Source organism: Geobacillus uzenensis (genome assembly GCF_002217665.1).
GTDB lineage: Bacteria > Bacillota > Bacilli > Bacillales > Anoxybacillaceae > Geobacillus > Geobacillus subterraneus.
The window spans coordinates 196,965-215,708 of the sequence record NZ_NEWL01000002.1 but is presented as its reverse complement, the minus strand read 5'-3'; the positions used below and the strand labels follow the sequence as shown (position 1 = coordinate 215,708).

18 protein-coding genes are annotated in these 18,744 nt (G+C 53.6%); 3 read left to right on the top strand and 15 right to left on the bottom strand.

Annotated elements, in window-relative coordinates; all coding sequences use genetic code 11:
• Nucleotides 1–33: 33 nt before the first annotated feature.
• The 10 genes from B9L21_RS02570 to zapA all read right to left on the bottom strand — a co-directional run bounded on the left by B9L21_RS02570 (nucleotide 34) and on the right by zapA (nucleotide 9,655).
• A complete protein-coding gene (locus B9L21_RS02570; protein ID WP_063165073.1) occupies nucleotides 34–810 on the bottom strand; it encodes an electron transfer flavoprotein subunit beta/FixA family protein in 777 nt (258 codons plus the stop codon).
• A gap of 64 nt (nucleotides 811–874) precedes the next feature.
• Nucleotides 875–1,648, bottom strand: coding sequence for an enoyl-CoA hydratase (locus B9L21_RS02565; protein WP_063165072.1), 774 nt, complete (start codon nucleotides 1,646–1,648; stop codon nucleotides 875–877).
• A gap of 25 nt (nucleotides 1,649–1,673) precedes the next feature.
• A complete protein-coding gene (locus B9L21_RS02560; protein WP_063165071.1) occupies nucleotides 1,674–2,261 on the bottom strand; it encodes a TetR/AcrR family transcriptional regulator in 588 nt (195 codons plus the stop codon).
• A gap of 59 nt (nucleotides 2,262–2,320) precedes the next feature.
• The gene (locus B9L21_RS02555; protein WP_063165070.1) at nucleotides 2,321–4,021 is read right to left on the bottom strand and encodes a long-chain-fatty-acid--CoA ligase; all 1,701 of its coding nucleotides are present in this window, start codon (nucleotides 4,019–4,021) and stop codon (nucleotides 2,321–2,323) included.
• 82 nt (nucleotides 4,022–4,103) lie between these two features.
• Nucleotides 4,104–4,268 carry a hypothetical protein gene (locus B9L21_RS17530; RefSeq protein WP_168157869.1) on the bottom strand — a complete coding sequence of 55 codons (165 nt, stop codon included), beginning with the start codon at nucleotides 4,266–4,268 and terminating at the stop codon, nucleotides 4,104–4,106.
• A gap of 14 nt (nucleotides 4,269–4,282) precedes the next feature.
• A complete protein-coding gene (locus tag B9L21_RS02550; protein WP_063165069.1) occupies nucleotides 4,283–4,690 on the bottom strand; it encodes a DUF350 domain-containing protein in 408 nt (135 codons plus the stop codon).
• Between the two features lie 15 nt (nucleotides 4,691–4,705).
• On the bottom strand, nucleotides 4,706–7,060 hold the full coding sequence (locus B9L21_RS02545; RefSeq protein WP_318825729.1) for an endonuclease MutS2: 2,355 nt from the start codon (nucleotides 7,058–7,060) through the stop codon (nucleotides 4,706–4,708).
• Between the two features lie 20 nt (nucleotides 7,061–7,080).
• Complete coding sequence (gene polX / locus B9L21_RS02540) at nucleotides 7,081–8,805, bottom strand: DNA polymerase/3'-5' exonuclease PolX (RefSeq protein WP_063165067.1); 1,725 nt, start codon at nucleotides 8,803–8,805, stop codon at nucleotides 7,081–7,083.
• A 42-nt stretch (nucleotides 8,806–8,847) separates the two neighbouring features.
• Nucleotides 8,848–9,387 (bottom strand): CvpA family protein, encoded by a 540-nt coding sequence (locus tag B9L21_RS02535; RefSeq protein WP_063167287.1) that lies wholly within the window; start codon nucleotides 9,385–9,387, stop codon nucleotides 8,848–8,850.
• Nucleotides 9,380–9,655: a cell division protein ZapA gene (gene zapA, locus B9L21_RS02530; RefSeq protein ID WP_063165066.1), complete on the bottom strand. Its 276-nt coding sequence runs from the start codon at nucleotides 9,653–9,655 to the stop codon at nucleotides 9,380–9,382. Before zapA ends, B9L21_RS02535 begins: the two co-directional genes overlap by 8 nt.
• A 111-nt stretch (nucleotides 9,656–9,766) precedes the next feature.
• Here zapA and rnhC point away from each other — a divergent pair, with 111 nt between their 5' ends.
• On the top strand, nucleotides 9,767–10,702 hold the full coding sequence (rnhC, locus tag B9L21_RS02525; protein ID WP_063165065.1) for a ribonuclease HIII: 936 nt from the start codon (nucleotides 9,767–9,769) through the stop codon (nucleotides 10,700–10,702).
• Between the two features lie 290 nt (nucleotides 10,703–10,992).
• On the opposite strand, the gene B9L21_RS02520 is transcribed toward rnhC, so the two are convergent.
• The 3 genes from B9L21_RS02520 to B9L21_RS02510 form a co-directional block, all read right to left on the bottom strand.
• Nucleotides 10,993–11,658, bottom strand: a complete 666-nt coding sequence (locus B9L21_RS02520; protein ID WP_031407790.1) for a type 1 glutamine amidotransferase domain-containing protein — start codon at nucleotides 11,656–11,658, stop codon at nucleotides 10,993–10,995.
• 295 nt (nucleotides 11,659–11,953) lie between these two features.
• Nucleotides 11,954–15,118 carry an MMPL family transporter gene (locus B9L21_RS02515; protein ID WP_063165064.1) on the bottom strand — a complete coding sequence of 1,055 codons (3,165 nt, stop codon included), beginning with the start codon at nucleotides 15,116–15,118 and terminating at the stop codon, nucleotides 11,954–11,956.
• Nucleotides 15,115–15,567, bottom strand: coding sequence for a MarR family winged helix-turn-helix transcriptional regulator (locus B9L21_RS02510; protein ID WP_063165063.1), 453 nt, complete (start codon nucleotides 15,565–15,567; stop codon nucleotides 15,115–15,117). Before B9L21_RS02510 ends, B9L21_RS02515 begins: the two co-directional genes overlap by 4 nt.
• Nucleotides 15,568–15,849: 282 nt before the next feature.
• On the opposite strand from B9L21_RS02510, the gene B9L21_RS02505 reads away from it, so the two are divergent.
• The gene (locus tag B9L21_RS02505) at nucleotides 15,850–16,986 is read left to right on the top strand and encodes a YibE/F family protein (protein ID WP_044743517.1); all 1,137 of its coding nucleotides are present in this window, start codon (nucleotides 15,850–15,852) and stop codon (nucleotides 16,984–16,986) included.
• Entirely contained in the window at nucleotides 16,983–17,744 is a 762-nt protein-coding gene (locus tag B9L21_RS02500) for a YibE/F family protein (RefSeq protein ID WP_044743518.1), read from the top strand. The genes B9L21_RS02505 and B9L21_RS02500 overlap by 4 nt, the downstream gene beginning before the upstream one ends.
• A gap of 212 nt (nucleotides 17,745–17,956) precedes the next feature.
• Here B9L21_RS02500 and crcB read toward each other — a convergent pair whose 3' ends face one another.
• The gene (gene crcB / locus B9L21_RS02495; RefSeq protein WP_063165062.1) at nucleotides 17,957–18,328 is read right to left on the bottom strand and encodes a fluoride efflux transporter CrcB; all 372 of its coding nucleotides are present in this window, start codon (nucleotides 18,326–18,328) and stop codon (nucleotides 17,957–17,959) included.
• Nucleotides 18,325–18,711, bottom strand: a complete 387-nt coding sequence (locus tag B9L21_RS02490; protein WP_044743520.1) for a fluoride efflux transporter FluC — start codon at nucleotides 18,709–18,711, stop codon at nucleotides 18,325–18,327. The genes crcB and B9L21_RS02490 overlap by 4 nt, the downstream gene beginning before the upstream one ends.
• Nucleotides 18,712–18,744 lie beyond the last annotated feature (33 nt).

Genomic DNA, 18,744 nt, shown 5'->3' with positions numbered 1-18,744 from the left:
TAGAGAGCGCCGACAACCGCACCGTCTGCCGTTTTAAACGACTTTCGCTTCGGAGCGGAGCAGCCCGACAAGCTCTTTGACTTGATCAGCAATCTCGCCTTGCAAAATTTTTCCTGCCTCCCGCTTCGGCGGCAAGAACACTTCGATCGTTTTCGTTTTCGCCTCGACCTCGTCCTCGTCAAGATCCAAGTCATCAAGCTCGAGCTCATCAAGCGGTTTCTTTTTCGCTTTCATAATGCCTGGCAGCGACGGGTAACGCGGCTCATTCAGCCCTTGTTGGGCGGTGACAAGGAGCGGCAGCGACGTTTCGATCACTTCCTCATCCCCCTCGACGTCGCGCACAACGGTCACTTTTCCGCCGTCGGCAATGTCAAGCTTCGTAATCGTCGTCACGTATGGGATGCCGAGCAATTCCGCCACGCGCGGGCCGACTTGCCCGGAGCCGCCGTCAATGGCTACATTGCCGGCCAAAATCAAATCCGGATTTTTATCTTTTAAGTATTCGGCGAGCACTTTCGCGGTCGTATATTGGTCTTGCTCTTCGACATCGTCGTCAATGTTGATGAGCACCGCTTTGTCGCAGCCCATAGCGAGCGCTGTGCGCAGCTCTTTTTCCGCTTCCTCGCTGCCGACGGTGACGACTGTCACTTCGCCGCCGTGTTTGTCGCGCACTTGGATCGCCTCTTCGATGGCGTATTCATCGTACGGGTTGATGATGAATTCAGCACCTTCCTCGTTAATCTTGCCGTTGACGATGGAGATTTTTTCTTCCGTGTCAAACGTGCGTTTCATCAACACAAAAATGTTCATGTCGTTCCCTCCTCGGTTTGATTGAACATTGTTTCATGTTCCAACATTCAGATATTGACAAAGATTATTTCCCTTTAAAGACGGGCGGCCGTTTTTCCAAAAACGCCTGCACGCCTTCTTTTGCATCCTCGGATCCAAACACGCGGCCAAACCATTCCGCTTCCTCGCGCACGGCCTCAACGAACGTTTTTTCCTTGGCGGCGTTAAGCAACTCAATAACCGCCCGAACGGAAAGCGGACTTTTGGCGGCGATCTTTTTCGCCAGCGCTTTGGCCTCGTCAAGAAGCCGTTCTTCCGGCACCGCCTTGTTGGCAAGCCCCCATTGCACAGCCTCTGCGCCGGTAATCGGCTCGCTCGTCCACATCATTTCGGCTGCCTTACCAAAGCCGACGTAGCGCACAAGCCGCTGCGTGCCAGCAAATCCAGGGATGATGCCAAGCTGCAGCTCCGGCAGGCCGAGTTTGGCGTTTTCCGCCACCACACGAATGTGGCAGCTCATAGCCAGCTCCAACCCACCGCCTAATGCGGCGCCGTGAATCGCCGCAATGACTGGTTTGGAAAAGCGTTCGATCCGCTCCATCACGAGTTGGCCGTTGCGCGACAAGCCGGATGCCTCCTCGACGGAAGCGATGGACGTGAATTCTTTAATATCGGCGCCGGCTGAGAAAAACCGCCCCTCGCCATGAAGCAACACGACGCGCACGTCCGGGTCGATCTCAAGCTCGTCCAACACGGTTGAAAGCTCTTTCAAAACCGCTGATGAAAGGGCGTTCGCCGGCGGCCGCGAAAACGTCACGACAGCGACGAACTCCTCTTTCGCTACGCGAAAAAAATTCATGAAGCCTCTCCCCTTTCTGCCTTTCCTAACGTCCGGCGGCGCACCCTTTGACGAGCAGTTCGTACACCGGATCGGCGAGGGCGGCCAAGTCATACTTTTGCTCGTTCATCACCCACGTCGTCACCGTTTCATCCAGGGTGCCAAAGATCATTTGCCGAGTGAGCCGGACGTCTAAATCTTGGCGAAACTCCCCTTTTTCCATCCCCTCCATGATGATGCGGTCGATGAGCCGCAAATATCCTTTCAGCACCTCATTGATGCGATGGCGCAGCTCTTTGTTCGACTGGCGCAGCTCAAGCTGCGTCACGACCACCATATGCGGATCAGCGGCGAGGGCGGAAAAATGAGTTTTCACCAATACATACAATTTCTCTAGGGGGCTTGAAATTCCTTCTGTCTCTTGTTCAATTTTCTCGATGAACGCCCCCATCTTTTCCTGAAAAAGCGAAATTAAAATATCCTCTTTGTTTTTAAAATAAAGGTAGATCGTGCCGTCGGCGACACCGGCCTGCTTGGCGATTTTCGACACCTGTGCTTGATGGTAGCCGTGCTCGGCGATGACGACGACGGCAGCGTCAATGATTTGCTTAAATTTCGGCTTTTCCCTCCGCAATATGGATTCTCCTTTTCTCACTTTCCATCCGCCAAATGAATGAACCATCATTCATATTTTCATTTTACGGGCAATTCTGCCGATTTGTCAAGCTTCTTTTTCTCCTCTTCCACCAACACGCGGCGCAAAATTTTGCCGATCGTCGTCTTCGGCAATTCGCTGCGGAACTCGTAGATGCGCGGCACTTTGTAAGCAGCCAGGCGCTGGCGCATAAACGCGTCAAGCTCCTGTTCGCTGCACATCTCCCCCGGCTTTAACACGACGAACGCTTTCACCGTCTCGCCGCGGTACGGATCCGGAACGCCGATCACGGCCGCTTCCTGCACTTTCGGGTGCTCATACAGCGCTTCTTCGACTTCGCGCGGGTAAATGTTGTAACCGCCGGCGATAATGACATCTTTCTTGCGGTCGACGATATAAAAATACCCACGCTCATCCATATATCCAATGTCACCTGTATACAGCCATCCGTCGCGCAGCACTTGCTCGGTCTCTTCCGGACGATTCCAGTAGCCTTTCATCACTTGCGGCCCGCGCACGACGAGTTCTCCACGCTCTCCCGGCTTTGCTTCCTCACCCGTTTCCAAGGAAATGATTTTCGCGTCCGTATCCGGCCACGGAACGCCGATGCTTCCTTTCACCCGTTCGCCATCCCAAAGGAAGTTGCTATGGGTGACAGGGGACGCCTCGGTTAACCCATAGCCTTCAATCAACTTTCCGCCCGTCGCCCGTTCAAACTGCTCCTGCACCTCGACCGGCAGCGGAGCGGAGCCGCTGATGCAGACGTTGATCGAGGATAAATCATATTTCGGCAAATCCGGATGGTTCAACAAAGCGATGTACATCGTCGGCGCGCCTGGGAACATCGTCGGCCGGGTGCGCTCGATTGCTTTTAATGTTTGCTTGACATCAAAGCGCGGGAGCAGCACCATTTTACTCGCCATCATCACGGACAAATTCATCACCGTCGTCATGCCGTACACGTGGAAAAACGGAAGCACACCGAGCACCGTTTCTTTTCCTTTTTCGCATTTATACACCCAATGGGCACACATGAGCGTATTGGCGATCAAGTTGCGATGCGTCAACATGGCCGCTTTCGGATGTCCCGTCGTGCCGCCTGTATATTGCAGCAGCGCCACATCTTCCACCGGATCGATGTCCACCCCGATCGGAGCGGTTTCCTTCTGACTGACGATCGTGCGGAACAGATGAACGGTTTCGCTTTCCGCGATGCGGACGATGGGCATGTTTTGCTTCCGCTGCACAAGCGGATACAGCCATTTCTTCACCGTGGGCAAATAATCTTGCATTCTCGTGACAATCCAATGTTTGACCGGCGTCCTCCCTTTCACCTTTTCCGCCTTTGGATACAGAAGATCCATCGTCACGAGCACCGAGGCGCCGCTGTCGTTCAGCTGGTATTCAAGCTCATACTCGGTGTAAAGCGGGTTCGTCTGCACGACGATGCCGCCGGCTAGGAGCGTCCCGTAGTAGCTGATGACCGCCTGCGGGCAGTTCGGCAGCATAATCGCCACCCGATCCCCTTTTTTCAATCCGATCGTCCGCAAATAATGCGCGAATGTCAATGCTTGCTCGTACAGCTCGCGAAACGTCATCGTTTTGCCCAAAAAGTCAATCGCCTCATGGTCTCCGAATTGTTCCGCCGTCTCCCGCAAATAGCCAGAAAGCGTTTTCTTTGGATAGTCGAGCGTAGCAGGAATGGACGGCGGATAATGAGCGAGCCATCGCTTTTCCATCACAATCCCCCCTTGCTCTTATTTTATTCTATTATTCTCAATTTTTCATCACAAAAAAAGAACGCTGGAACTATATCCAGCGTCACCAAAACCAATACATCAACCCCGTCAAAAGAAAACAGGCACAGATGACAAACAAAATTTTCGCCAACACATCCATCGATCTGTTGCGCACCGCCATATACACAATGCCGCCGACCAACAGTAGACCGACGATGATCAACAGCCCTTTCACTACTGCGTCCATCGCTTTGTTCCCCTTTACTGAATGCCTTCGCCGATCACAAACGACAAGCCGACAGAAATGACCATCGAAATAAAGCCGACCGCCCGGTTGTCGTTGGCGATTTCCTCATCAATATTGAACTTCGGCGTCAAAAACTCGTAAATAAAGTATGCCGCCAATAAAAGCAAAAACCCATATACGCCCCAGCCGACCATCGATAACAGCGACTCATGGCGGTCAAGCGCATAGCGAAAAATGTTGGCGATGCCAAAAATCTTTCCGCCCGTCGCCATCGCCACCGCCACATTACCGTTGCGGATTTCCTCCCAATTTTTGTATCTCGTCACCAGCTCAAACACGGCCAAAAACACGACGATGCACAACACCGCGACGCTGAAATTGGCCGCCGTTCTCACCATGTCGTGCTCCCAAAACGGCGTCATCACTCTCTCCCCTTATCATTTCAGTTCGACGACCGTCACCCCAGTGCCGCCTTCATTCGCCGCGCCGAACCGGAAGCTCTTTACCGCCCGATGCTGTTTTAAAAACTGCTGCACTCCTTGGCGAAGCGCGCCTGTTCCTTTGCCGTGGATGATCGAGACGCGCGGATAGCCGGCAAGTACAGCGTCATCAATATATTTTTCCAGCCGAACGAGGGCATCTTCGTACCGTTCGCCGCGCAAATCAAGCTCGAGGCTCACGTGGGCGTCCTTGCCTTTCACCGTCGCAATCGGTGTCACTTCTTTGGCCGGCGCGCTGCCGATATACTCCAAGTCGCGCTCGCGAATTTTCATTTTCAAAATACCGAGCTGCACTTGCCATTCGTCCTCTGACACTTTTTCGATCAAATACCCTTTTTGGTTTAAGCTCGTCACTTTCACTTCATCACCCGGCTGGAACGCATGGCGCGCCGCCGTTTTTTTCGCCTTTTTCCGTTTTTCCACCGTCGGCATAGCAGAAGCGAGCCGCTGTTTCGCAGCGATAAGCTCGTGCTCTTTCACTTCCGCCTGCTTTTCTTTTTGCAGGCGGCGCAGCTCGTGGATCACCCGTTCCGCCTCGCGTTCGGCAGCACGGATGATGTCGGCCGCCTTTTGCGCCGCCTCGGCGAGCTGCTCTGCTTTTTCGTCTTCCAGCTCTTCGAGTTTCTGTTCCCACTCGGCGCGCAGCCGCTTGGCTTCCTCAAGCGCCACGCGCGCCCGCGCCTCATCTTCCTCGGCTTGCTTTTTGCTTCGCTCGAGCGAAGCGATCATGTTTTCCACGCTATGGGTTTCAGCACTCACTTGCGCCTTCGCCCGCTCGATGATCCGCTCATCGAGCCCTAAGCGGCGCGAGATGTCAAAGGCGTTGCTGCGGCCGGGGATGCCGATCAACAAGTTATACGTTGGGCGGAGCGTTTCGGTGTCAAATTCAACGCTCGCGTTCACCACCCCGGGGCGGTTGTAGCCGTACGCTTTCAACTCCGGATAATGCGTCGTCGCCACCGTCCGCGCCCCGCGCCCGTGCACCTCGTCCAAAATAGCAATGGCAAGCGCCGCCCCTTCTTGCGGGTCGGTGCCCGCTCCGAGCTCATCAAAGAGCACAAGGCTTTCCTCATCAACGTGGCGCAAAATGTCGACGATATTGACCATATGGGACGAGAACGTGCTCAAGCTTTGTTCGATCGACTGCTCATCGCCGATATCCGCGTACACTGCGCGGAACACGGCCGCTTCCGACCCGTCGGACGCCGGGATAAACAGCCCGGCTTGCGCCATTAATGTCAACAAGCCAACCGTTTTTAACGTCACCGTTTTTCCGCCGGTGTTCGGCCCAGTGATGACAATTGTCGTATAATCACCGCCCAATACAATGTCGTTTGGCACCGCTTTGTCTTGGTCGAGCAGCGGGTGGCGCGCCTGCAAAAAGCGGAGGTAACCGCGATTGTTAACTGCCGGTTTTGCCGCCTGTAGCCGGCGCGCGTATTTCGCTTTGGCAAACAAGAAATCCAAATGAGCGAGTGCCGCAACCGCCCGCTCGAGCGGTTCGGCCTGTTCGGCCACTTTGGCTGAGAGCTCGCGCAAAATGCGTTCGATTTCTTGCTTTTCTTTCGCCCGCGCCTCGCGCAGCGCGTTATTCAGCTCGACAACCGCCTGCGGCTCGATAAACAGCGTCGCCCCGGACGCCGACTGGTCATGGACAATGCCGCCGTAAGCGCCGCGGTATTCTTGCTTGACTGGGATGACGTACCGGTCGTTGCGGATCGTAATGATCGCATCCGACAGCCGCTTTTGTGCCGATGGCGAGCGGATAATGCTTTCGAGTTTTTCGCGGATGCGCGCTTCGGCCGTCCGGATTTGCCCCCGGAGCGAACGAAGACGGTCGCTCGCTGCGTCCAACACCTCGCCATGCTCATCGATTGAGCGGCGGATGTCCTCTTCCAGCGCCGGCACTTCGGCAAGCTCATCGGCATAGCCGGCAAGCCGCATAAGCCCGCCATGCTCTTCCTGCAAGTCGGCAATTAACCGCTTTATTTGCCGGCTCGCCGCGGCCGTCGCCGCCACCTCGAGCAGCTCAAGCGGACTTAACATGCCGCCGATCGCCGCCCGTTTCAAATGCGGACGGATGTTGACGACTCCATCAAGCGGCACATAGCCGCGCAGCCGCAACACCGCGGCCGCTTCATCCGTTTCTTCGAGCCAAACCGCCACTTCGTCCAAGTCGGACGACGGAACAAGGGCGGTGATTTTCTCTAAACCGAGCGCGGATGACGCATGCTCGACCAACTGCTCTTTCACTTTATCGAATTCTAGGGTGTGAAGCACTTTTTGTTGCACGTATCTAACCCCCAGCTGATTCATTTCTTTCGTTTGGCGCGCAAAAACTGTTGCAGTTTCTCAAGCGGCCATGTGTTGATGACCGTCTCTTTTTTGATCCAGCCTTTCCTTGCCGTCGCCACACCAATCGCCATATCATCGAGCATGTCCAAATGGTGGGCGTCCGTGTTGATGGCGATGTACGCCCCCGCTTCCTCCGCTTTTTTCACATAAGCAGCCGACAAATCGAGCCGGTTCGGGTTGGCGTTGAGCTCGAGCACCGTTTTCGTCTTCGCCGCCAGCTCGATCAGCCGCTCGATATCGACGTCATAGCCGTCGCGCTGCCCGATCAGCCGGCCGGTCGGATGGGCGATGACATCGACATACGGGTGGAAAAGCGCCGCTTCAAGCCGCTTCATGATCGTCTCGCGTGGCTGTTTGAACGCAGAGTGAATGGCAGCGATGACAAAATCGAGCTCCTTGAGCACGTCATCATCGTAATCGAGCGTCCCATCCGGCAAAATATCCATCTCGATGCCGGCTAAGATCGTAAAATCGGAATAGCGCGCGTTCAGCCGTTCAATTTCCTCGCGCTGGCGCCGCAGCCGCTCCGGCGTCAAACCGTTGGCGACTTTCAAATAGTGCGAATGGTCGGTAATGGCGATATACCGGTAGCCGCGGCGGCGACACGCCTCAGCCAGCTCCTCGAGCGAACACGCCCCGTCGCTCCACGCCGAATGCATATGCAAATCGCCTTGGATATCGTCAACATGGACAAGTGGATAATCCGAAGAATACCGCTCGACTTCCGTACCGTCTTCGCGCAGTTCAGGCGGAATGTACGGCAACCCGAAGTGGACGTAAAACGCCGGTTCATCAGGGAATGTTTTCACATCCCCTGTCGTTTGGTCTTCGACGCCGTATTCGCTAATTTTTTCCCTGCGCTCTTTGGCGAGCTGGCGCATGCGCACATTATGCTCTTTCGATCCGGTAAAATGGTGAAGCGCGGTCGCAAACTCGGCCGTGCTGACGAGCCGGAAATCAGCCGCCACTTCATAATCGTATTGAAAAAGAAGCGACACTTTCGTTTCTCCGGCGGCGATCACCTCGCGGATGCGCGAAAGACGAAGGAGCGCTTCGCGCACTTCGGACGGGCGATCAGTAGCGATCACATAATCCAAATCTTTCACCGTTTCCTTCAAACGCCGCAAACTGCCGGCCCGTGAAAAACGGATCACCCCATCCATTTCGGCAAGCTGGCGCTCGATATCAACCGCCATCGGCAACACCCAGGCAAGCGGCAGCCGCTCGGGGCGTTTGCCTGCTTCCTCAATCGCCGCCAGCAGCTTTTCTTCTGTTTTCGCCCCGAAGCCGGGAAGCTCTCGTACTTTTCCCGCAAGGCACGCTTCCTTCAATCCATCCATATCGACAATGCCCAGCTCTTGATGCAGCTTGGCGATTTTTTTGCCGCCAAGCCCCGGGATCGTAAGCAAGGCGAGCAGCGTTTCCGGAATGTCGCGCTTTAATTCCTCTAGCACCGATGATGAACCGGTTTCGACAAACTCGGTGATGATCGCTGCCGTGCTTTTGCCGATGCCGGGAATGGCGGTGAAATCGCCGATTTCCGACAAGCTACGTTCGTCCGCTTCCAACGCGCTCGCCGCTTTGCGGAACGCGTTCACCTTAAACGGGTTCTCCCCTTTGATCTCCATGTACAATGCGATCGTTTCGAGCAGGCGGATGACTTCTTTTTTATGGACGTTCATTCTCGTCCCCTTCCTTTCCCAAAACACCGCGGCCGCGCTCCGTTAGACGCGGCCATGAATCCACCAGTTGTCAAGCATCTCTGACAACACCGGCGTATGTTTCACAATCACGGTTGCCATGAGCGAACGCTGCAGCTGCTCTTGAACGCTGTCAATCGGCACGAGCGCACCGATATACAAAAGCAAAAAGACGAGCAAATACACTTCCGCAAATCCGAGCGCGGCCCCCGCCAAGCGGTTGACGCTGCGCAGCAGCGGCAGCTGGGCAACAAAATCGAGCATCGAACCGATGATCTGGAGCACGATTTTCACCACAAAAAACAAAAGGGCGAACGAAATCGCGCGGTAATACGCATCATCTAAATGCGTGCTCTGAAACAACAGCTTTACTGTCTCCGGATCGCCGAACGTCGGATACGGAATCCAGAGGCGCAGCGTCGGCACAAACCGCTCATAGTACCTATAAGCGACAAAAAAGGCGATGAGAAACCCGGCCATATGGATAAATTGGAGAATAAAACCGCGCTTCAGTCCGATCATCGCGCCTAACAGCAGGACAAATAAAAGCACGACATCAATCATCGTCTTCCCCATCCTTTTCCTCTTTCAGCTTAGCCGCAAGCCGATCGTACTCTTGCTTCAGCTTTAAATATTCGTTGGCGATATTGACGGCCGTCAACACGGCCAGCCTCGGTACATCAAGCATCGGGTTTCTTTCGCTGAACTCGTGCATTTTATCGTCAACGAACGCCGCCACAAGCCGGATATGGGCCGGGCTTTCCGTGCCGACGATCGTATAGTCTTGACCGTAGATGCGGACGCTCACCCGCGTTTTTGGCTGTTTTGTCAAGCTTTCTCCCCCATTTCGCCAAATCCTACTGTTTATCATATCACGAACGCTGGTATAATGGAAAGATGCGACACAAAGGGACCCAAAAGAGGATAAAGGAGAGAGCGAACGTTGTCAAACTATGTGATTCAAGCCGACCAACAGCTGCTTGCCGCCTTGCGCGCCCACTACGAAAACGCCTTGTCCGACCGGCTTCCGCCCGGAGCGTTGTTCGCCGTCAAGCGCCCGGATGTCACGATTACCGCCTACCGCTCGGGGAAAGTGCTGTTTCAAGGGAAAGCGGCGGAGCAAGAAGCGGCGAAATGGATGGGGGAGCAGGGAGCTGACCCAGCCAAACGACAGAGGAGAGAGAGCACCTCGCCCCCATTGGAACATAGGCTCGCGAAGCTTTCCGCCATCGGTTCGGATGAAGTCGGCACCGGAGACTATTTCGGCCCGATCGTCGTCGCCGCTGCCTACGTTGATCGGTCGCATATCGCCAACATCGCGGCGCTTGGCGTGAGAGATTCAAAACAATTGAACGATGAAGCGATCAAACGGATCGCGCCAGCCATCATGAAAACGGCACCTTATGCCGTCACCGTGCTAACTAACGCCGAATATAACCGCTGGCAGCGAAGCGGCATGCCGCAGACGAAAATGAAGGCGCTCCTTCACAACCGGACGCTCGCCAAACTCGTTGACGCTATCGCGCCGATCGAACCGGAAGCGATCATCATCGACCAATTTTTAGAACGCGACTCGTATTTCCGCTACCTTGCTGAGGAAGACTGCATCGTCCACGAGCGGGTGCATTGCCTCCCAAAGGCGGAAAGTGTCCACGTAGCCGTCGCCGCCGCTTCGATCATCGCCCGCTATGTGTTTTTAGAAGAGATGGAGCGATTATCGCGCACCACCGGCTTCCCGCTCCCGAAAGGCGCCGGTGCTGTCGTCGATGAAGCCGCGGCCCGGATCATCCGCCTGCGTGGGGAAGAGATGCTTGAGACGTGCGCCAAGCTTCATTTTGCCAATACGAAAAAGGCGCTTGCCATCGCCAAGCGCCGGTAATCGTTTCGATCCGCGTCCATGGGAAACGTTAGCGTCGCTGCGACGGCCGGCCCGCCGCGGCTGAACGACGCGGTTTTCCCTCTTTCCCGCGTGTCTTCGTTTTTGCAAGTATTTTCAGCACGCAACCAGCGAAAAAGGCTGTCCGATCCAATCCGGCGAACCGGTTGTTTCGGACAGCCTTTTCCCCTAGGTTACCGATGACCAACGACCGGAGACGGCACATAAAAGAGAGGCAGCGGCTTTCCATGGACGGCCGTCCTTGCTCGTTCAAGTGTCTGTCAGTCGCCCTCTCATGCCCGTTCTTCGAGCGCCGCGACGACTTTTTCCGCCGTGCTCCGGCTCGATTGCGGGTTTTGCCCGGTGATCAAGTTGCCGTCGCGCACCGAGAAATCGGTCCATTTCTCGCCGCGGACGAAATTCGCCCCGCGCAGGCGCAAGGTCGACTCAAGCAAAAACGGCATATGCACATCAAGTTCGACCTCGCGTTCTTCCTCATCGGTAAACGAGGTGACCGTTTTCCCTTTCACGATCGGCGTCCCGTCTTTGTATGTCGCGTTCACCAACCCTGACGGCCCATGGCAGACAGCGGCGATGATCCGGCCGTCTTCGGCGAATTGCTGCAACACGTATTGCAGCGTTTCGTTGTCCGGGAAATCGAACATCGTCCCGTGTCCCCCGGGGAGAAAAATGGCGTCAAATCCGTTCGCGTCATCTTTGCTTAAACGTGCCGTGTTTTTCAGCGCCGCTTCCGCCTCGGCCCAAGACGGGTCTTTCTCATTGATGCTGCGCGGATCCAACGGCACGTCGCCGCCTTTGATGCTCGCCACTTTCACGTCATACCCTTTTTCTTTAAACACCAAATACGGCACGGCAAACTCTTCAAGCCAAAGCCCGGTTTTGTGGTCGTCGGTGATCGTCGTATGGTTCGTCACCACCATAAGCACTCGTTTCGTCATGCCCGCCTTCCTCCTTTCCAGTCTGGAATGTTCTCTGCTTCTCATCATACTTTACATTGAGCGAAAACGAAAAAAATATGCTTATGAAACGGAAATGTCACTATGATGGCGCAAACCATGCCTAAGAGCGCAGCGATTGCAGGGAACATGCCGCTTCACCGCATCCTGTGCCAATCGAAAAACCTTGCCGTTTCGCTCGTTCGCTCACGGTGAGGAAAAACCGCTGCTGTTCACCGCCCCGCGAAAAAAGAAAGCCGCTTCCCGAATCATTTGGGAGCGGCAGCAACCGGTCATTTTAACTAATTTTCTGCTGTTCCAGCCCATCCGCTTCGCTCACCGGCTGCCGGAATGGCCACCAGTTGGCGCGGCCGAACGTGCGGACCATGACGGGGACAAACAGCGGGAGAACGACTAGAGCGTAAAGCAAAAGCCCTGTCAATATAATCGTCGCGATTTGCAAGAGCGACAGAACGCCGGACGGATACATCGCGGCAAACGTCCCGCCCAAAATGACGGCGGCCGAGATGATGACCGTTCCCATATGTCCCATCGCTGACAGCATCGCCTCTTTCACCGGCCGGCCGCGATATTCGTTGAACCGGTCCATCAGGAAGATGCTGTAATCGATGCCGAGCGCCATAAGCAAAACGAAGGCGAAAAACGATACTGCCCAGTTCAAACCGGCATAGCCGAGGCCGTTGACGAAAATCAGCTCGGTGACAGCCATGGATGTGTAATAGGTTAATACAAGCGACAGCATCAAATACAGCGGCATGATGAGCGAACGGAGCAGCACCGCCAACACGATGGCGATGCCAATAAGCATAAGCACCGCGGTATGCCGATAGTCGGCGTTCGAAATCGCCCGCAAATCGGCATACACGCTTGTGACGCCGCCGACAGCGATCGTCGCGCCTTCCCATTTCGTTCCTTTCACCGCCCGTTCTGCGGCGGCGCGAATGTCATCAATGCGGCCGAGCGCCGATATGGAATACGGATTTTCATCTAAAATGACATCGAACGTGACAATGCGCCGGTCTTTCGACATATACGCGTCTTTCGCCTGCGCAAACTCTTTGCTTTCACGCGCCGCTTTCGGCATATGCCAGCCGGCCATTTCCTTCGCCGGTGCCGATGACAAATCGGCCAAATACACCTCCGCCGTCCCAAGGCCGCTGGCCACTTGCCGCAAACCGGACGCGCTTTGGTCTAGGCCGTTGACAAGCTGGCCGAGCTGACCGCCAAGCGCCGAGAAATGCTCAAGCAGCTGCCGCTGGCCGCCATTGACTTGCTCGAGGCCAGCTGCAAATTGCGGCAGTTGATCAACGGCTTGTTGTTGACCGTCGGCTGCTTTCGTCAAGCCAACCGCCAGTTCATCGAGCCCGGCGATCACCTTGTCTAAACCGCCGTTGACGGCTGCCTGACCGGCGGTGAGTTGGGCAAACGACTCATTCGCTTTCGCTAGGCCGGTGCGCGTTTGGTCAAGCGCCCCGTTCAACTGCGCGAGGCCAGCCGCCATTTGCTTCGCTTGATCAGATAAAGCAGCGACCGTCATTTTCGCCCGTTGATATTGCGCGTCTTGACCGAGCTCCGGATGCGACTGCTCGACTTGTGCAAGCATCATTTGCACAGCCGTGAGCTGATCAGCGACCGCCTTTAAGCCTGTTTCGACTTGCTTGTATTGGCTGCTGATCGCCGCCAAGCCTTGTTCGGCCTGTTTGTAGCCGCTAAGTAGCTGCGTGGCACCGTCTTGCAGTTTTTTCGCATTGTCGCGCAAGGTCGCCAAACCGTTTTTCAGCTCGCCGGCGCCCATCGCTCCTTGGCGTACGCCTCGTTCGATTTGACGAAGGCCGTTTTGCAGCTTGACGATGCCGTTTTTTAACTGCTCCGTTCCCGAGACGAGCTGGCCGATGCCGGATGACGCTTGCTTCAGCTGCGGCGCGGAAGCGGAGAGCTGATCGCTTGCCGTTTCAAGCCCAGCACCGATTTTTTCGATGCCGTCTTTGCCGGCGCCAAGGCCGTCTTTCAGTTGTTTCGCCTGCTCGGTGACAAACAGCTCTTTGATCGGCTCGCCGGTCGGGCGCGTTGCCGAGCGGACGCTTGCCACGCCGTCGACGTTCTCAACCTCGCGGCTGATTTTTTCGATGAGCGCCAACCCTTCTTCAGAATCGAGCGGCTGCTTGCCTTTTACCACGATTTGCGTCGGCATCGCATCCCCCGGATTGAAGTGGTCGGCAATAATGTCAAACGCTTTAACCGAGCGATAATGGTCGCCGATTTCTTCCATTGAATCAAACGACAGTTTGCCATCGTACGTCACGAGCACCGGCACCGTTACCGCTGCGACGATGGCGAGCGCCAGCAGCGGACGGGCGAATGCAAACCGTCCAGCCGCCAGCCAAAGCCGGCTTTGTCCGTGCTCAAGCTTTCCGCGAACCGGCCAAAACAGCTTCTCGCCAAGCACTGCCATGAAAAACGGCACGAGCGTCACAAGCGCCACAAGCAGCACCGCCACCCCGACGGCGACGGCTGCTGCCGATTGGTACAACTGAAATGTCGACAGTCCGATCGCCGCAAACCCGATCATCACCGCCAATCCGCTCGCCAACACCGTTTTTCCCGCCGTCCGGTACGTGACAACAATCGCTTCTGTCCGATCGCCAAGTTTCGCCAACTCTTCTTTAAACCGGCTCAGCAGCAAAATGCAATAGTCGGTCCCAATGCCAAACAAAACGGCGACTAAAAAGATTTGCGTAAACGTTGATAGCGGAAAGTTCACGTTGTCAACCAAAAAAGCAACGATCGACTGTGAAACGGCATACGTCGCCCCGACCGCCACTAATGGAATCAGCGGGGCTACCGGTGAACGGAATACAGCGAGCAGAACAAGCAAAATGAAGACGATCGTAATCCCTTCCGTCTTCTTCACGCCTTCAAGCGAGCTTGTCACCACATCTTCATCGATCATCCACCCGCCGGTGAAATAATGCTCGACCTTGACGCCGTCCACCGCTTCATACAACGCGTCGGTCAACTGCTTCGCCGTCCGCCCGGCCGGGTCGATGCTGATGGAAACGAGCATCGTTGTATTGTCTTTTGACAAAAGCTCTTTTTCTAGTTCCGGATTGGCAAACGGTGAAACGATGTTCGTGATATGGAGATCGCTTTTCTTCTTTTCGAGCGCGTTCACCGCCCGTTCAATTTCTTGTTTGTCTTCCGCCGTCAATCCGTCTTTCTGATAAAAGACGAGCACGGCGGAGCGTTCATTTTCTTTGTTTTTTTGCTCGTTTGCCTCTTTCATCAATTGTGCCGCCATCGACGACGAATAGCCGTCCGGCACGCTCAGCTGTCCTTTTTCCCGGACGAGCGCACCCATGTTCGGAGCGGTCATCATGAGCACCGCCGCGATGATGATCCAACCGATGAACACGAACCATTTTCCTTTGATGATCGCCCTCATCTCGCTTCCTCCACCTCCTGCAGCACGCGGGCCAGTTTTTCATACGTCCGGATGAACGTCTCGATTTCTTTCTCCGGAAAGCGAGCGATCACGTCTTCCACCAGCCGATAGACGCTCCGGTCCATCTCCGCCACCCATTCCTCTCCTTGTGGCGTCAACGATAAGGCCACAACACGTCGGTCGCTTTCATCACGGTCACGGCGCAGCCAGCCTTTGTCGACGAGGCGGTTCGTCATCGCCGTCACCGCGCTTTTGTTCACACCAAACATCGCCGCCAGTTCCGTCGACGTGCACGCCCCCCGCCGGCGAATGTAGCGCAGCAAATAATATTGGTCATGCGTCATCTCCTCATCAAGCCCGACTTTGACGAGCGCCGCTCCGCGCTTCATCACGAGAAACGAAACGGACAAATAGCGGTCGATCCAATCGTCGATGTTTCTTTCTACCATCTGCTCACCTCCAATCATTCACTCGTTGAACCATTTGCCAGCCTGATCAATTAGCTCACTCGATCTGCCTATTTAGTTCAACTATTGAACCATTACCACTATTAACGTAACAAGGATGAAAGGAAAAATCAATCGTTTTTTCACATCATCGTGTCCCCCTGCAGCCTGACCTCTGTAATCCCCCTTTTTGCGCTAAGTGAGTGAAAAAATGTATTATGACTATAAGAGAAAATATTTCTAGAAGCCGGGTGAATTCATTCCTACATTTGGGGGTTTTTGCGAATGGTATGGAAGGACAAATTAAAAAAAATGTCTCAAAAACAAATTTTGTTGTACGCGCTCATCGGAATTTGTTTGGCCGCCTCCGTTCTTTTTGTTCACTACAATCATCCCTTCTATGATCGTCCCATTGCCAAAGTGATCAAAATAGAACTGACAGATACAACGAAAGTAACTGATATGCATGAAAATGAAGATCGTCTATTCACCCAACGCATCATTGCTCAATTGAAAAATGGCGACCAAAAAGGGCGGCTTATTCACTTAACTAACCAGTATTCCTCATCGAAAGCTTATGATCAACAATATCGTGTTGGAGATGAATTGTTTGTTTCGATTGATGCAAATAGAAACGAAAACTCACATTTAACTGGAACGATCCAAGGTGTAAAGCGTGACAAATACGTATTGATGGCGGCATGGGTTTTCATCTTGACTTTGCTTCTCATCGGGAAAAAGCAAGGATTGTTGTCGATTATAAGTTTAGCCGTCAACTCCATTTTGTTATCCTATGCATTGGATGTTTATCTCCATACATCCGGCATCAGTCTCTTAATCATATGCGGCATTAGTATCATTTTGTTTACTACCATTTCTTTGTTGCTCGTTAACGGGTTTAATGAAAAAACATATGCCGCTATTGTTGCCACCTTACTGGGAACGTTTATGTCGCTGTTGATCACTTATCTTGTCATGCAATTCACGTCAGAACAAGGCCTTCGATATGAGGAAATGCAATTTGTAACTCGTCCTTATAAAGTCGTGTTTATGGCCGGAGTATTTATCGGATCTTTAGGAGCTGTAATGGATGTGGCAATTACAATGTCCTCTTCCATCTTTGGATTGTATGAAAAGAATAACAACATATCGATCAAAGCACTGAAAGCTTCGGGAATGGAGATCGGGAAGGATATTATGGGAACGATGACAAATATTTTGTTTTTTGCCTATATAAGCGGCTCCATCCCTATGCTTATTTTGTATTTAAAAAATGCCTCCCCCTTAATGTTCACCCTGTCGATGAACCTTTCGCTGGAATTGGCTAGAGCTTTAGCTGGGGGGATTGGAATCGTAATGACAATCCCAATAGGGTTATATACGACTATTTTTTTCATTAAGAGAAAGAGGGCAAGAGCATGAATACATTGTTCTGGTTAGGAACCATTTTATTCATTCTGATGGTCCTTGTTGGCGGGAAAAAAGGGGCACGATCTTTCTTGGCCATATTCTTCAACTTTGGCGTGCTCATACTCACTATCCTGATTATGCTGATTCCAAAAGCTGATCCGATCATCTTAACATTGATTGCATCCACGTTGATCAGCTGCATTAGCCTTTTTTACATCAATGGAGTGAGCACAAAAACAATCACTGCCTTCATTTCTAGCATAGCCACTGTGGTGATCCTGCTCTTCTTTATTGTCATTGTGACTGAAAATGCTATGATTCAAGGATTTGGCGAAGAGGAAGCCGAGGGGATTTCCGCCTTTTCCCTTTACATTGGAATCGACTTTGTGAAAATCGGGGCATCTGTCATTATTATGAGTACAATAGGTGCGATTACAGATACGGCGATTGCCATTTCGTCTCCAATGCGCGAAATATTCCATCACCATCCATCCATTAGCAGGAAAGATTTGTTTGCCTTCGGTTTACGTATGGGGAGGGATCTATTAGGAACGAGTACAAATACGTTGTTTTTCGCCTTCTTCGGCAGCTATTTGGCATTGCTTATCTGGTTTAAAGATTTATCCTACTCTATCGATCAAATCGTAAATTCAAAAATATTTAGCGCAGAAATGATCGCGATCTTTTTTGCCGGGATTGGTGTAGCATCAACTATTCCAATCACTTCGTGGGTGACCGCTTATTTTTTAGTAAAAAAAGGGAGGAAATAAATGTTATCAATGTTGTTTTCGTTGACACCATAGTCGTCCGTCGACACCCCGTTTAGCGGATCGGTTGGGAAAAGCGAACATCCGGATGGATAGGCATTTTGGAACGCCTTGCTGTCATCGCTGCTTTATCCATTCTGTTCGGCGAACAAAGTTTACCATCATGTTCCGCTCCATGCCTCGCTGTACACACCGATCCGCTTTTTGGGAAACTTTCAACGCCCAAGATGGTAGCCAAGCCATGCTAACAACACGCCAAACGAGTAGGTAACGACCAAATAAGAGCAGACGACCACCAAATAAGTCCTCGTTTTTCCTTGTTGTTTTCGCTGCATCATTTGCACGCTTTCCCATTTGAACGTGGAAAACGTCGTGAACGCGCCCATAAAACCGGTGCCGACAAGCAATTTTTCAGCATCGGCGGCGCCGCTTCCAGCCAGCCAGCCGAGCAAAAACGAGCCAAGTAAGTTCACAATGAGCGTGCCGAGCGGGAAGCGCGGCGAGCGCCGGGCTGCCCAGCGGCTGACGGCGTAACGGCAGATGGCGCCAAAAAAACCGCCGATCATCACCAATAGCGATGCCATCATCGGACCATTTCCCCCTTTCGCTTTGGCTGGGCGGCAGCGGAGCCCGCCCATGCCGCGGTTAGACCGCCGAACAAACTGGCGGCGATATAACCAGCGGCCATGCCCCATCGTCCTTGTTCCAGCAATTCGACACACTCGACGCTAAGGGTGGAAAACGTCGTATACGAGCCGACAAAACCGCTCGTCACCGCCGTTTGCACCCATGGCGGCCACGTGGGGCGGCGGGTGAATGTGACCGTGAGCCAGCTGAGCAAAAACGAGCCTGTCCAGTTGATGAAAAGCGTCGCAAACGGAAAGCCATGGGCGGCGGGAACAAGCAAACCGAGCCCATAACGGACAAGCGCGCCGATCATGCCGGCGATGCCAACGGCGAGATAAACCAATGACCGTTCCTCCCTTCCAAAAAGAAACAGACT